At 61.4% G+C, this 14,268-nt stretch carries 12 protein-coding genes and 1 other RNA gene; 4 read left to right on the top strand and 9 right to left on the bottom strand.

All coding sequences use genetic code 11. The annotated features are described in order from the left end of the window. Positions 1–11 precede the first annotated feature (11 nt). The 8 genes from ssrA to OIM99_RS21170 all read right to left on the bottom strand — a co-directional run bounded on the left by ssrA (position 12) and on the right by OIM99_RS21170 (position 7,720). Positions 12–367: a transfer-messenger RNA gene (gene ssrA / locus OIM99_RS21205) on the bottom strand. Positions 368–427: 60 nt separating this feature from the next. Next, positions 428–1,171, bottom strand: coding sequence for a TerC family protein (locus OIM99_RS21200; RefSeq protein ID WP_311852472.1), 744 nt, complete (start codon positions 1,169–1,171; stop codon positions 428–430). Positions 1,172–1,214: 43 nt separating this feature from the next. Beyond that, entirely contained in the window at positions 1,215–1,535 is a 321-nt protein-coding gene (locus OIM99_RS21195; protein WP_311852471.1) for a hypothetical protein, read from the bottom strand. 257 nt (positions 1,536–1,792) lie between these two features. Continuing rightward, entirely contained in the window at positions 1,793–2,407 is a 615-nt protein-coding gene (locus OIM99_RS21190) for a response regulator transcription factor (protein ID WP_311852470.1), read from the bottom strand. Next, entirely contained in the window at positions 2,404–4,059 is a 1,656-nt protein-coding gene (locus OIM99_RS21185; RefSeq protein ID WP_311852469.1) for an ATP-binding protein, read from the bottom strand. Before OIM99_RS21185 ends, OIM99_RS21190 begins: the two co-directional genes overlap by 4 nt. A gap of 19 nt (positions 4,060–4,078) precedes the next feature. Beyond that, entirely contained in the window at positions 4,079–5,062 is a 984-nt protein-coding gene (locus tag OIM99_RS21180) for a tripartite tricarboxylate transporter substrate-binding protein (protein WP_311852468.1), read from the bottom strand. 226 nt (positions 5,063–5,288) lie between these two features. Beyond that, positions 5,289–6,704 carry an FAD-binding oxidoreductase gene (locus OIM99_RS21175; RefSeq protein WP_409371544.1) on the bottom strand — a complete coding sequence of 472 codons (1,416 nt, stop codon included), beginning with the start codon at positions 6,702–6,704 and terminating at the stop codon, positions 5,289–5,291. A 65-nt stretch (positions 6,705–6,769) separates the two neighbouring features. Next, the gene (locus tag OIM99_RS21170; protein WP_311852467.1) at positions 6,770–7,720 is read right to left on the bottom strand and encodes a helix-turn-helix domain-containing protein; all 951 of its coding nucleotides are present in this window, start codon (positions 7,718–7,720) and stop codon (positions 6,770–6,772) included. A gap of 158 nt (positions 7,721–7,878) precedes the next feature. Here OIM99_RS21170 and glcF point away from each other — a divergent pair, with 158 nt between their 5' ends. Further along, the gene (gene glcF / locus OIM99_RS21165; RefSeq protein ID WP_311852466.1) at positions 7,879–9,234 is read left to right on the top strand and encodes a glycolate oxidase subunit GlcF; all 1,356 of its coding nucleotides are present in this window, start codon (positions 7,879–7,881) and stop codon (positions 9,232–9,234) included. 13 nt (positions 9,235–9,247) lie between these two features. Further along, positions 9,248–10,768: an FAD-binding oxidoreductase gene (locus tag OIM99_RS21160; RefSeq protein ID WP_311852465.1), complete on the top strand. Its 1,521-nt coding sequence runs from the start codon at positions 9,248–9,250 to the stop codon at positions 10,766–10,768. Positions 10,769–10,903: 135 nt separating this feature from the next. Here the strand turns inward: OIM99_RS21160 and OIM99_RS21155 are convergent, their stop codons facing one another. Next, complete coding sequence (locus tag OIM99_RS21155) at positions 10,904–11,512, bottom strand: DUF1287 domain-containing protein (RefSeq protein WP_311852464.1); 609 nt, start codon at positions 11,510–11,512, stop codon at positions 10,904–10,906. 296 nt (positions 11,513–11,808) lie between these two features. On the opposite strand from OIM99_RS21155, the gene OIM99_RS21150 reads away from it, so the two are divergent. Together OIM99_RS21150 and OIM99_RS21145 are read left to right on the top strand one after the other, a co-directional pair. After that, positions 11,809–12,873: an endonuclease/exonuclease/phosphatase family protein gene (locus OIM99_RS21150; RefSeq protein WP_311852463.1), complete on the top strand. Its 1,065-nt coding sequence runs from the start codon at positions 11,809–11,811 to the stop codon at positions 12,871–12,873. Positions 12,874–12,949: 76 nt separating this feature from the next. Further along, on the top strand, positions 12,950–14,266 hold the full coding sequence (locus OIM99_RS21145; protein WP_311852462.1) for an ImmA/IrrE family metallo-endopeptidase: 1,317 nt from the start codon (positions 12,950–12,952) through the stop codon (positions 14,264–14,266). The last annotated feature ends 2 nt before the right edge of the window (positions 14,267–14,268 follow it).

Genomic DNA, 14,268 nt, shown 5'->3' with positions numbered 1-14,268 from the left:
CATGGAATGAAAGTGGAGGCTTCTGTTGCCAGGCGCCTCCGAGCCCCGCCTGTAAGTGCTACCCTACAGGGCTTGGTACCAGTATCGGCACCGCATTACGCGGCGACGGCCACCGGAGCATAGTTGTCGTTGGCAACTATAAGTTTGACCCGATAACGGCGGTATCATGCCGGGCAAAAGAGCACCTTTTACACCCCCGTCGATCCTATTTCGCCCCCGCCGAAACCCACCGTCTCGGGTGGGCTTGGGTGGAGGCGCCGGGTACCGCCCCCGGGTCCGGATGGTTTATTACGATGTCCGTTTATCGCCATAGTCTCCTTGCGGAGACAGGCTGAATATAAGCATCCGGCTCGGGTAAGGGAAGAGCGCGAAGCAAAACAGCCGGCTGCGAGCAGCCGGCTGTCGTTCTGTCCACATTTTTGCCAGATTAACTGGCCGTATGCCGCCGCCGGTAGAAATTGGCGAAACCAACGATGGCGACCAGGCCAAGTAGTCCGGCCGCCACGAAGGGGACCATGGCCGCGAAATCGGGGCTGACGACGCGGGCGGCCACCGGGCTGACTTCGGTCCAGCCACGCCACACCATTTCGAAGGCCACGTAGACGATGATCGCGAGGCCGGCGTAGCCAATCCAGCGATAACGCTGCAGCAGGCTGGCGATCCAGGTCGCGGCGAGGCCCATCAGCGCGATCGACAGGGCAAGGCCGAACACCAGCACCCAGGGATGTTCGCGCGCTGCGCCGCCAACGGCGAGCACGTTGTCCAGCGACATCGAGAAGTCGGCGACGATGATCTGCCACACGGCGGCACGGAACGATTTGCGCGGAGCGCCACTATCGACCGCGGCCTCGACATGGTCGGCTTCCGCTTCTTCGCTGTGGCCGGAGCGCAATTCGCGCCACATCTTCCAGCTCACCCACAACAGCAAGATGCCACCGGCGAGCAGCAGGCCGACGACTTGCAGCAGTTGCGTGGTCATCAAGGCGAGGACGATACGGAGCACCGTGGCGGCGACGATGCCGATAACGATCACTTTGCCGCGTTGTTCTTTCGGCAGACCAGCGGCGGCGAGGCCGATGACGACGGCGTTATCGCCGGCCAGCACCAGGTCGATCATGATCACCTGGAACAGCGCCGTAAGGACGCTTGCTGAGAACATTTCCTCAAACATCAAACTGCACCTGAATCTGCTTACGGCGCTGTGTCACGCCCTGTTACTGAAACCAATGCGCGACATGATCGGGATCGCCGATCATGCTGGCGGCGAGGCCGACGAAGGTGAGCGTGGCAGCGAAGATCAGAGCTGGAAGCCGCTGTTCGGCTGGACGCAGCGAGGCATAGAGCCCAGCCAAGGCCGCGAGCACGATCGTGCCGAGGCTGACCGCTGGCAGGAACACCGGATGTGGCAGGGCGATAGCGGCGACAAGGCCGATACCCGCCGCGACAGCCAGAGCCCATAGGGCGGCTGTCACCAGATGCGGATCCTCCTGATGGTCGATCGATTTTCCAAAGCTCTGCGAATGCGACAAGGCCATGTTCGCCTCCCTCGAAGGCAAGCAAAGCCGGCCATACGCTCCCGTTCGCCGCTCTGCATGAGAGCGGCGTTCTAGGCGCATCGACGGTTGCTTGAAGATGACTCTAGGAGGGTGACCCGTGTTTTTGTATTCGCAATGATTGCGTCGTGAGATTACCCGTTGCGATAAAGGCAATCCCCGTACGTAATCATACCTTGTAAAAATACGGGTCACTGCAAATTGCGCTTCTGTCGAAACGCAATTGCTCGAGGATCGTTTTAGGGCGCGATCCGGCCGAGACGGATGGCGAGACGGACCAGCGATGCGACGTTGTCGATCTGCAATTTATCCATGATCTGAGCGCGATAGCTTTCCACCGTGCGCGAGGAAATGCCGAGCGTCTTGGCAATCACTGGGCTGGTGTGACCCTCGACCACGAGGTCGAACACTTCGCGTTCGCGTGTCGTCAGATTGTCGAAACGGGTTTCGCTTTCGCGCGATGTCTTTTCCGCGGCATTGATCTGCGCGGCGCGGGCGAGGCCGCGATTAATGGCCGCAACCAGTTTGATGTCATCCACGGGTTTTTCGATGAAATCCTCGGCGCCGGAGCGAATGGCGGCGATCGCCATGGGAATATCGGCGTGGCCCGAGATCAGAATCACCGGAATGGCGGGCTTGCGCTCGCCGAGCCGGCGCACGAGCTCGACGCCATCCATGCCGGGCATGCGCACGTCGCTGACGATGCAGGCGAACTTTTCATCGACGGTCGCTTCCAGCAAAGCGTCCGCTGTTTCGAACAATTCAGTGACATAGCCGTAGACGCCTAACAGTTCGCCGAGCGCCCGGCGTACCTCCGCCTGGTCGTCAACAATGGCGATTCTGGCTCCGCTCACGTGTCATCTCCCGATTGATCAGCCGGCAACCAAAACCGGAATTCGGTGTCGCCGGGCTTACTCCGTTCTAGCCATATCCGGCCCGCATGAGCCTGCGCGATATTGGCGCAGACCGCCAGCCCCAGTCCCAAGCCATTGGCGCGAGAGGTGAATAGCGGCTCGAACAGCCGCTCGCTGGCTGAAGGATCAATACCTGAACCATTATCCTGGACAAGCACTTCGATCCGGGCGGGATCGTCCAGCAGGGTGGCTGCGATGCGGATGCGGCCATCGGTACGTCCGGTAGAATTGATGGCATCGACCGAATTGGCGACCAGATTCATGACGATCTGCTGGATCTGAATGCGATCGCATTGCAGGCGCAGGGGACCGGCAAAGCGTGGCTGTTCGACGACGATCCCTTGCTGCGCGATCAGCGGGCGCTGCAAAGCCATCGCATCGGCGATGATGTCGCGCATGTCGGCTTCGCTCTTTTCCGGTTCACCGCGCTTGAGGAATTCGCGCATGCGCCGCAGGATTTCGCCGGCCGTGTCGATGTTCTGCACGACGCCGCGCAGATTGTCCTGCAAGCGCGAGGGGTCGATTGCGCTTTCCTGTTCGCTGCGCACGGCGGCGGTGCGCGCCAAAGCGCGTGCGGCCGTCAACGGCTGACTGATCTCGTGCGCGAGGGTCGAGGTCATGCCGGAGACGAGATGAAACCGGTCGGCGCGGGCGGCGCCACGTTCGGCTTCCTTCAATTTTTCCGCCGCATCGGCGGCGGCGTGTGCGGCGGCGTCGCGTTCGGTGACGATGGAGCCAATGAGCAAGGCGGTCGCGGTCAGCACGATCATGCCGCTCTGATAGACGCTGAACAGGCTGTCGTCAGGACTGCTGCCGGCCAGGCTGGCATCGGCGACGAAAGCGACTTGCACGCAGGCCAATGTCATGCAGGCGCCATCGATGCCATAGATCAGCGCGACCGCGATGACGGGCAGAAACAACAGATAGAAATAAGACGTGCCGACCATCGGAAAGGTTTTCAGCACCAGGCCGATCAAGAGACCGGTGGCGATAGCGATGATCGGCGCGCTGAGGTCCGAGGGGCTTGGTTTGCGATCGAACAGCGTCGCTTTGATCTTGGGCCAGCGCAGCACCAAGGGTGTGACCACGCCAACGCCGATCAGTTCGCTGATCAGCAGGGGGATCGTGACATAGGGGATGTCGGAGACGGTGATATTGTCCGACATCAGGAATGTGCCCGTCACCAGCGACGAGGTGAGCGCGGAGGCGACGAGGCCGCTGCCGAGCAGCACGGCGATATCGCCGATGCGGGCGAGCGACGGATTGAAATCGAAATAACGCCGGGCCACCAGGCTGGCGCCGGCATAGCTTGCAGTGGTGACGGCGGCGACCACGCCGATCATCGGCCAGCCCGGCGCGCGATCGATGAAGATCGTCTCGGCCAGCATGATGCTGACCAACATGGAAACGCTGCCCGCCGTCAGATTGCGGAACATGATGCCGAAGAGCAGGCCAATGCCTGGGCTCCAGGCAGTGACATGCAGGCCCTTATGCTCGTGGATCTCGCTGATCCATTCGAGCGCCACGAAAGCCAGGGTTAGAACGATAAGGTCCGACCGTTTCGGCAGGCCCGGGAATTTAAACTTCGTCATCACTCCAGGAAAACCAGTGCTATTTACTCTCTTCGGCCTTCAGGCCGACGGCCCGTACCACCTCTTCCCATTTTTTCGTCTCGCTGGAAACATAGGCATTGATTTCCTCCAGGCTGCCGCCCAGCGGGCTCATGCCGGCGCGATTGATGAGCTGGACGGTGGCGCTGTTCTTGAGGGCCGCATTGGCGTCGGCATTGATCTTGGCGACGATGGCGTCCGGCGTCTTGGCCGGCACGAACAGGGCGATCCAGGTGGCATCGTCGACCTGGCCGATGCCGGTTTCGGCCATGGTGGGCACGTCGGGCAGTTCGGGGGTGCGCTTTGTGGCGGTGATGGCATAGCCCTTGAGCTTGCCGGCCTTCACCAGCTCGATCGCAGGCGTCATGGCGACCACGCCCAATTGCACATGGCCGGCTGTGACGGCGTTCATGGCGGGGCCGGCGCCGGTGAACGGCACGTGGCGGATGTCGACCTTGCCGATGAGGCGGAAGATGCGCTCGGCGGACAGATGCGGCGTCGTGCCGGCACCAGGGCCCGCATAAGCGAGGGGCTGGGTCTTCGCCAGTTTCAGCACGTCAGCGAGATTGGCGGCCGGCAGATCGGGCGCGCCGACGACGATATTGGGCGTGGTGGCGACGAGCGCGGCCACTTTGAAATCCGAAGCGCTGTAGCCGGGATTCGGATAATAGCTGAGGTTGACCGAGAAGGAGCTGGTGGAGGCGAGCACCGTATAGCCGTCGGCCTCGCCGCGGGCGACGGCGACCGTGGCGATATTGCCGCCGGCCCCGCCGCGATTTTCGATCACCACCGCCTTGCCCCAATGGTCTTGCAGCGCCTGGCCGATGATGCGCGCGCCGACATCGGCAGGGCCGCCGGGCGCGAAGGACACGACGAAGCGCACGGGACGATCGGGGTAGGTGGTCTGCGCCTGCGCGACCGTGCCAAGCACCCCCAGGATGAAGCCACCGCACAGGGCCGTCCGCATCGTCCTTTGCATCGTCATGTTTGTTTCCTCCTCATTTTTGAGCGTGTCGCCGAAGCCTTCGTGTCATCCCGGGCGCCGCAGGCGACCCGGGATCCAGGGGCTACAGAGTAGAAAGGTGTATTGCTGGTGGCCGCTCCCAATTCATCAGCAACATCGTGGCCTTCGACCCCTGGATCCCGGATCACTTGCGCTGCAAGTGTCCGGATGACACCGAGGTTTCTGCCTTTAAAAATCTATCAACGTATCAGACGGCGACCACCTTGCCCGGGTTCATGATGTTGAGCGGATCGATCGAGCGTTTCAGCGTGCGCATCAGATCGAGCGTCGCGGGCGCATGTTCCTTGGGCAGATATTTCATCTTGGCCTGGCCGACGCCATGTTCGCCGGTGCAGGTGCCTTCCATGGCGATGCCGCGCAGTACGAGGCGCTCAAGGAATTGCTCGGTGCGGGTCACTTCGTCCTTGTTGTCCATATCGACCAGAAGATTGACGTGGAAATTGCCGTCGCCGACATGGCCAAGGATCGGCGCGACGAGGTTTGCCTCGGCGAGGTCGCGATAGGTTTCCTCGACGCAATCGGCGAGGCGTGAGATCGGCACGCAGACGTCCGAGGCCAATGTCTTGGCGCCGGGGCGCAAGGTGAAGCCGGCCCAATACGCATCATGACGTGCCTGCCAGAGCTTGGTGCGATCTTCCGGCTTAGTGGCCCAGGCGAAATCGCCGCCGCCGAATTCCCGGGCGATTTCGCCGAAGCGTTCCGCCTGTTCCTTCACGCTGGCATCGGTGCCGTGAAACTCCAGCAACAGCATCGGTTCTTCCGGCAGGCCGAGCTTGGAATGCAGGTTGACGGCGTGGACCATGAGCGCGTCCAAGAGTTCGATGCGCGCCACCGGCAGGCCGCTTTGAATAGTGGCGATGGTGGCATCGCAACAAGCGCGCACCGATGGGAAGGTGCAGACGCCTGCCGAAATCGCTTCGGGAATGCCGTAGAGGCGCAGTGTGATCTGCGTGATGACGCCAAGCGTGCCTTCGGCGCCGACGAACAGGCGGGTGAGATCATAGCCGGCGGAGGATTTCTTGGCGCGGCTCGCAGTCTTGACGATTTCGCCGTCGGGCATGACCACGGTGAGCGAGAGCACATTGTCTTTCATCGTGCCGTAGCGCACCGCATTGGTGCCCGAGGCGCGCGTCGACACCATGCCGCCGATCGAGGCATCGGCGCCGGGATCGATGGGAAAGAACAGGCCGGTGTCGCGCAGATATTCGTTCAGCTCCTTGCGGGTGATGCCGGGCTCGACGACGACGTTGAGATCTTCCGCATGAACGGCGACGACCTGCTTCATCTGGGAGAGATCAATGCAGATGCCGCCGAAAGGCGCGTTGACGTGGCCTTCAAGCGACGTGCCCGTGCCATAGGGAATGACGGGCACGCGATTTAAGGCGCAGAGCTTGACGATCTCGGCCACTTCCTCGGTCGACTGTGCGAAGACCACCGCGTCCGGCGCCTGGGTCGGCGTCCAGGTGAGGGTGTGGCCATGCTGCTGGCGCACGGTCTCGTTGGCCGAATAGCGATTGCCGAATTTTTTGGCCAAGGCGTCGCGCACGGTGTCGAGGGCGGCTTGGGGCGGGCGCGTCGCGGAGATGGTCTGGTGCGTGTTCAAGAGCGTTTCCTGAGATCGATGCCGAAAGAGGACCTTAGAAGGGTTGGCGCGGCGGAACAATCCGCTTAATTGCGGCGGCCGCGCCACGCGCTGGCGCTTACGCCATAGCGGCGTTTGAAGAGCCGGCAGAAATGCGAAAGGTCGTTGAAGCCGGCACGATAGGCGATCTGGGAAATGTTCTGATCGCCCTGGCGCGGGTCGCTCAGCGCTTCGCGGCAGCTTTCTAAGCGTCGCTCGGTCACCCAGTCGCCAAAGCTCAGTCCGGTGCTTTCGAAGCGTTTGTGCAATGTGCGTAGCGAAATGCCGAAACCGCGCGCGACCAGCGCCGGCGCAAGTTCCGGATTGAACAGATTGCTGCGGCAGAAGGCGAGGATGTTTTCGAGCTGCACTTCGTGATCGGGCCGGCCTGCATCTTCACTCCGGGTGGAAAGCGCCAGGAGGTTGTAAAGATTTTCGACGAGCAGATGCGCTTCGATGCCAGGCAAGGCATCGCTCCCCACCAGTTGGCGGATATGCTGCTGCGTCATCGCGGCATAGGGCGCGCTCGTCTCGATCTTGACGGTGCGTGCGCGCTTCAATCGAGGAATGCGCGGTTCCAAAACGGTGCTCGGAACGATGGCGATCAATCGCTGCACCGGCGCCTCGAAGCGCATCTCGAACGGCCGGCGGCTGTCCATGATGGCGATTTCGCCGGGGTTGAGGGCGAAGCGTGTTTCGTCCTGGGCGATGAGGCTTTGCCCGGCCACTTGCAGGCTCACCAGATAGGTTGGCTCATCCTCGCGCCGAATATGCTGCGGCCGGCGCAGGATGCGGTGACGCTGCGAGCGAAACTGCGCCACTTTGAACGCGCCATAGTTGTGCGCGGCGATGCTGGCCTGGAAGGCGGGCTGTGCTTCGCTTTCCGGCGAGACGTTGAGAATGGTCTGGCAGACGATCTCGCGCCAATAGGCCAGGCGATCCACCGTCCGCACGGTCTCCGTCGTCCAAGTCTCGTTGGTCGCGCCCGTCACAGCCATCCCACTGCTTTCTCGCTTACGCTGGCAGGAGCTTACACGAAATTTCAAGCCTGAAATATATGCATTTGGGCTGCGCGGACGGTCAAATCGCCTGCGCTGGCGTCCAAGCCGGGCGAAGGGCGATCTGCAAGGGTGATGCGTCAACCAAGCGGCACGGCATGCGCACCCATTTTACCCCTGAACAGCTTGAGCGGCCCGACATCGCCGAGGCCAATGCCATTCTCGAAACCTGCGTTCATTATGGCTTCTGCACCAATGCCTGCCCGACTTACGTTCTGACCCGCGACGAGAACGAAGCGCCGCGCGGGCGCATCGATCTCATTCGCGAAATGCTGGAGCAGGGCGGCGTGCCGAAGCCCGAGACGGTGCGCCATCTCGACAATTGCCTGTCCTGCCTGTCGTGCATGACCACCTGCGCGGCGAAGGTCGATTATGTGCATCTGATCGACCGCGCCCGCATCTATATCGAGGAGCATTATCGGCGGGCGCCGGCTGCGCAACTGTTGCGGGCGGCGCTGGCGCGCATCCTGCCATATCCGCAGCGTTTTCGTGGTGCGCTGATGCTGGGCCGTCTCGGCAAGCCGCTGCGTGGCTTAATGCCGGCGCCGTTGCAGCCGCTCCTCGACATGGTGCCGGATGAGACGGCGACGGACATTCTGCCGCCGCAGGTGTTCAAGGCGCAAGGTCAAAGGCGGGCGCGTGTCGCTCTGCTCGCGGGCTGCGCGCAGCAGGTTTTGAATGGCGCGATCAATGCGGCGACCATCCGCTTGTTGCAGCGCCATGGCTGCGACGTGGTGATCGCTCAGGAGGCCGGCTGTTGCGGCTCGCTCACCTTGCATATGGGCCGGGAGCAGGATGCCAAGGCCTCGGCGCGGGCCAATGTACTGGCATGGCAGCGCGAGATTGTGGCCGAAGGTCTTGATGCCGTCATCGTCAATGCATCGGGCTGCGGCACGACAGTGAAGGACTATGGCCACCTGTTTGCGCGCGACGCGCAGATGGCGGCTCCGGCGCGCGCTGTGGCGGCGCTCGCTTGCGATGTCACGGAGTTTCTGGCGCGGCTTGGTCTGCAAGCGCCGACGGAGACACGCGCCTATAAAATCGCCTATCACGATCCCTGTTCCATGCAGCATGTGCAGAAGGTGATCCGGCCGCCGCGCGATCTGCTGCAGGCGGCGGGCTATCGCGTGCAGGACATCGCGGAAAAGCATTTCTGCTGCGGTTCGGCCGGCACCTATAATCTGCTGCATCCTCAGATGGCCGAGCAATTGGGGCGGCGCAAGGCCGCGCATATCGCCGGCGCCGATCCCGACATTCTGGCGACGGGCAATATCGGCTGCATGATGCAGATCGGCCGCTATCTGCCGCTGCCCATTGTTCACACGGTGGAACTGCTCGACTGGGCGACGGGCGGCCCGATGCCGCCGGCCTTGCAGGGCCGCACGCTGCGTGCGCCACCGCCGCCCGTGGCGATCAAGGACGAGCCGCCGAGCGGCGGCGACAATTTCTGGTAATTGGGAGGAGCGCATGAACGCCGCAGCACTCGAAGCCTTTCTGAAAGACGTCGTCCGCGATGTCGGCCCTGATGCGGTCAATGTCAGCGCCGAGACCATCGCGCGCTATGGCGAGAACACCATGCCGGGCGGCGACCGGCCGCCGGCCGCCGTGGTCTATCCCTCCTTCACTCGGCATGTGCAGGCCATCGTCAAGGCGGCCAACGCGCATAAAATTCCGCTCTATCCGATCAGCACCGGCAACAACATTGGCCTCGGCAGCCGCTCGGCGACGTTGGCGGGGCAAGTGGTGGTCGATCTCGGCGCGCGGATGAACCGCATTCTCGAAGTCAACGAGCGTTTGGGCTATGCGGTGGTGGAGCCCGGCGTCAGCTATCAGATGATGCATGACGAGCTGGTGCGGCTCGGCAATCGCTACATGGTCGATGTCACGTCGGGGCCGCCGCAAGGCGGCGTCATCGGCAATGCGCTCGACAAGGGCGCCGGCTACGGGCCTTACTTCGATCATTTCGGCACGGCCTGCGGCATGGAGGTGGTGCTCGGCAATGGCGACATTTTGCGCACGGGCGACGGCGCGCTGGCGAGCGACACGCCGACCAACTGGCACACGTCGAAATATTCCTATGGGCCTGTCATCGACGGCCTGTTCGCGCAGTCGAACTATGGCATCGTCACCCGCATGGGCATGTGGCTGATGCCGCGCCCGCCGGCGGTGCGCAGTTTCCACTTCGCCTTTCCCGACGACGGCGATCTGGAAGAAATTGTCGAACTGTGCCGGCCGCTGAAAATGTCGAATTTTGTGCCGACCCTGTTTCGCCTCGCCAACGATCTTTATCTCTGCGGCTCGGAAGGCGAGAGCGCCGAATATCGGACGAACCCGCGCAAGGCGATGAGCGACGAGGGGCGCCGCGCTCTCCGTGAACGCCATGGCCTCGGCGCCTGGACCGTCTCCGGCGCGTTCTATGGCGCCAGCGCCGAAGCGGTGGAACCGATGATCCGGCGCGTGCGCGATGTCTTCGAGCGCTCCGGCAAGGCGAAATACATTGCGCATGAAGAAGCGCAGGCGATCGGGCCATTGCAGGTGGCGATCAACGCTTTCTCCGGCGTGCCGAGCCATGGCGAACTGGGCCTGTTGAAATGGCGGCCGGGCGGCGGCAACACCTGGTTCCTGCCGGGCACGCCGATGGACGGCAAGGTGGCCCATGAATTCCAGGCGCTGTGCCGCAAGATCTATGAGGATCACGGCCTCGATTACATGGTGATGAATGTGTGCAGTGCCCGTTTCGCGCGCGGCCTGCATGTCATCGTCTTCAATCGCGAGGATGAGGACGAGCGCCAGCGCGCCGATGCCTGCTACAAGAAAATGTCGGAAGCGGTGGCCAGCCGCGGCGTCTTCGTCGGCCGTGCGCCGATCGATTATCACGCCTTCCACATGCAACAGACGGCGGCGAGCTTTCAGGGCGCCTGCAACGGCATCAAACAGGCGCTCGATCCCAACGGTGTGATCGCGCCGGGGCGGTATGGGATTGGTTAGTAACCGTCATTGCGAGGAGCGCAGCGACGCGGCAATCCAGGGGCGTGTGGGATGTCGGCGATCCTACATCTTGACTCCTGGATTGCTTCGCTTCGCTCGCAATGACGGTGAGCGCTTCTTTCCGTCATTGCAACCTCACGCCACCGGATAGCGGTAGTGGCCGGTGAGGGGGAAGTCGAACAGGCGGTTTTCCAGGCGTGCGCCCTGGCCGATGTTGTGGATGATCAAAGGCGTCGCGCCATCGCTGCCAGTTTTGTCGGCGACGAAGCCGATATGCGGCAGGTTGCCGGGCAGCATGCAGGTGTAGATATCGCCCGGCGCGTAATCGGCGGCGACGCGTGTCACCGGCAGGGCGCGGCCGTGGCGGCGCAGGAAGGTTTGCAGATTGCCGACGCGGCGGTGATCGATATTGGGGTCGGGCCGGCTGAGCCCCCAGGTCTTGGGATAGAGCGCGAAATTCGCCGCCATGTCGCGATGGACCAATTGCTGGAGATCGCGCGCGAAGGCATCGCGATAGGCGCGGACGATCACATCGGTGCACACACCCCCTTCGCGCGCCACGTCGCCATTGGGAAAGCCGATGCGCGCATAGGCGGGCGCATAGCGCGTGGTGACGCCGATCTGCGCCTGCGCCGCCTGCAACAGTTTCTTCGCCCATGGTTCGGCGGGGGCGGCCGTGGCCGGCACCAGGTCGAGCGCGGCCAGGCCGCCGGCGGCGGTCAGAAAATGTCGTCGTGAAAGCATCGCAGGGCCCCGGAGAGGAAGGAGCGCGCAGGATCGATGGCGATCGTGGCGAGGGTGGGGCGGGGCCGCAGGGAATGACACAGAACGTTCTTCAACGGCCAGCTAAATTCTGTCTTGATGATGGAAGCCCACCGTCATTGCGAGGAGCGTAGCGACGAAGCAATCCAGGGCAGGTGTCGAGCGTCATGGTTTTACTCCTTGGCTTCTGGATTGCTTCGCTGCGCTCGCAATGACGGGGCGCTTCCGTCACAACGCGAAACGCTCTAGTCTGTCTTCTCGTCACAGTGGGGGCTGCGATGGTTCAATATTCCGGGCTGCGGTTCTGGCAGGATACGGGGGCGCGCGATCGCGCGATTGATCGCTTGCTGGCCTTGCGCGCCGGGCTCGCGCAAAACGTCTCGCCCAACAACAAGCAGGACAGCTTTCACCTCGCCACGTGGAACATCCGCGATTTTGGCGGGCATCGGCTCAATCCGTCGCCGCGCCTGCCGGAAACCCTGCTTTATATCGCCGAAGTGATCTCCGCCTTCGATCTCGTCGCCGTGCAGGAGGTGAACGAGGACATGGCGGAGTTTCAGCAGGTGATGCGCCTGCTCGGGCCGCATTGGGACTATATCGTCACCGATCAGAGCGGCAATATGGAGCGGCTCGCCTTCGTCTTCGACACGCGCAAGATCAGGTTTCGCCATGTGGCGGGCGAGATCGTGCTGCCGCCGAAGAAAGGCGTGGAGCCGCCGCAGTTCAACCGCACGCCGTTCCTCGTCGCCTTCCAGGCCGGCTGGTTCAAGTTCAATCTCTGCACCGTGCATATCTATTATGGCTCGGCTGCGGATACGACCAAGCGCAAGCGCGAGATATCGGACATCGCCAATTTCTTCACGGCACGGCAGAAGAAGGACGGCGAGACCTATATCCTGCTCGGCGATTTCAACATCCTCAATCCGACCGATCCGACGATGAACGCGCTTTTGGGCGGCGGCTTCGAAGTGCCGGCACAATTGCGCAAGCCCACCGCTTTGTCGGGCGCGCATTATTACGACCAGATCGCGCTGCGCACGCAAAACAAGCTCGTCGAAATCCGCAAGGCCGGCAATTTCCCCTGGCAGGACTATGTGTTCCGTGAGGCGGATTTTTCAGCCTATAAAGCGGCGATGCCGAAGACAACCAAGACCGGCAAACCGGCCAAGACCGATGCGGCGGCCTACAAGACATGGCGCACATGGCAGATGTCCGACCACCTGCCGCTGTGGACCGAGATCAAGATGGATTTCACCGAGGCTTATCTGGAAAGCCTGAAGGTGGGCGAGAAGCCGCTGGCCGAGTTTAAGCCGGCGTCAGGGGCGAAGCCGGAGGTGGGGTGATCAGAGCGCATTTAGAGACTCGTCGAGCCGAGTGAGTATTGTTAAAGTGTAAGTCATAACTTTGGTAGAATCAGCTATGGTCAAGTGGACCAATCCATCGGTAGTCGCGTTTTCTGGAACGGATGATCCGGTAGTAAAAATTCAAGCGCGGGCGCAGCAGCTTACACTGGCAGCGTTTGAGGATGGCTGGGTGGGGCCTCCGTACAATCCCATCAAGATTGCTGAGATGCTCGGTGCTACAGTCGTGCCGAATTCCGATATTTCAGATGCGCGGACAATCGCGGTAGCTGGCAAAGCCGTAATTGAATTTAATCCAAACCGTGTGAGAGAGCGAGTTCGCTTTTCTATCGCTCATGAAGTTGCACATTTGCTTTTTTCCGATGCGCTGGACGAAATTCGCCATCGAGGAGGAAGCGGAAACAAGAGGGACGAATGGCAACTTGAGATGCTTTGCAATATGGCCGCTGCCGAGTTTGTGATGCCAATTGGCAGCTTTCCAACCATAGAAGAGACCGTTAGCCTTGCTGCCCTGATGAAGCGGCGAGTTGACTTCGACGTATCTGCTGAAGCGTTTATGATTCGGTTGGCGAAGTCAGTTAGCACATCAGTAGGCGTTTTCTGTGCTTCGCCATTCGAATCGGAGGGGGCCTGGTCGTACAGGATTGACTACTATATTCCTTCTGCGATGGCGCCGACGCCAAACATCGTTGGTAGAATAATTCCAAAAGAGAGCTCGGCCTATCGATGCACCGCTATCGGTTTTACCGACTTCGGAACTGAAGCTTGGGTCAGTGATCGGCCCCTGGATGTCGAGTATGTAGGTATCCCCGCCTATCCTGGGGCCTCGCTTCCTAGAGTGATAGGATTGATTCATTATGAGCGTTCTGTAGAAGGGCATTCGCCTATTAAGTTCGTCCAGGGTAACGCTCTATTGGCTAGAGGCGATGGCCCTAAGATTATTTGCCAATTGGTCAACGACCGGGCGTCCAAGTGGGGCGGAGGTTTGGCAAGTCAAACGGCGCGCAAATATCCGTTTGCGGAATCGTCTTTCTCAGAATGGATGATCGCATCACGGAAGGAAGCGCTAGGCCAAATGCATCTGGTCGATATTGATGATACTACCGCTATTGCGAGTTTAGTGGCGCAGGCTGGCTTTGGATCGTCCGTTACCCCGCGTATTCGATATAATGCGTTAGAGAGCGCGTTGCTAAGGCTCAGCGAGGCTGCTTCAGCAAGAGGTGCTTCAGTACATATGCCCCGTATCGGAATGGGGAGCGCCCGTGGTGATTGGGGGACTATAGAGAGCCTCCTTCAAGATACATTAGTGCGGCGTGGGGTTAATATTACCGTCTATGAAATGCCTCCAAAGCGCCAGCAGCTAGAGCTTTTTTGACG

Origin of the sequence: Methylocella sp. CPCC 101449, assembly GCF_031921685.1 — a bacterium.
GTDB lineage: Bacteria > Pseudomonadota > Alphaproteobacteria > Rhizobiales > Beijerinckiaceae > Terripilifer.
Note: the sequence above shows the minus strand (reverse complement) of the source record. Positions and strands in the feature narration are given on the sequence as shown.

What these genes read in the sequence shown, in the direction of transcription:
- glcF (WP_311852466.1), top strand. Translation starts at nt 7,879, where the DNA reads ATGCGCACCCATTTTACCCCTGAACAGCTTGAGCGGCCCGACATCGCC.
- OIM99_RS21170 (WP_311852467.1), bottom strand. Translation starts at nt 7,720, where the DNA reads ATGGCTGTGACGGGCGCGACCAACGAGACTTGGACGACGGAGACCGTG.
- OIM99_RS21160 (WP_311852465.1), top strand. Translation starts at nt 9,248, where the DNA reads ATGAACGCCGCAGCACTCGAAGCCTTTCTGAAAGACGTCGTCCGCGAT.
- OIM99_RS21195 (WP_311852471.1), bottom strand. Translation starts at nt 1,535, where the DNA reads ATGGCCTTGTCGCATTCGCAGAGCTTTGGAAAATCGATCGACCATCAG.
- OIM99_RS21185 (WP_311852469.1), bottom strand. Translation starts at nt 4,059, where the DNA reads ATGACGAAGTTTAAATTCCCGGGCCTGCCGAAACGGTCGGACCTTATC.
- OIM99_RS21150 (WP_311852463.1), top strand. Translation starts at nt 11,809, where the DNA reads ATGGTTCAATATTCCGGGCTGCGGTTCTGGCAGGATACGGGGGCGCGC.
- OIM99_RS21180 (WP_311852468.1), bottom strand. Translation starts at nt 5,062, where the DNA reads ATGACGATGCAAAGGACGATGCGGACGGCCCTGTGCGGTGGCTTCATC.
- OIM99_RS21145 (WP_311852462.1), top strand. Translation starts at nt 12,950, where the DNA reads ATGGTCAAGTGGACCAATCCATCGGTAGTCGCGTTTTCTGGAACGGAT.
- OIM99_RS21200 (WP_311852472.1), bottom strand. Translation starts at nt 1,171, where the DNA reads ATGTTTGAGGAAATGTTCTCAGCAAGCGTCCTTACGGCGCTGTTCCAG.
- OIM99_RS21155 (WP_311852464.1), bottom strand. Translation starts at nt 11,512, where the DNA reads ATGCTTTCACGACGACATTTTCTGACCGCCGCCGGCGGCCTGGCCGCG.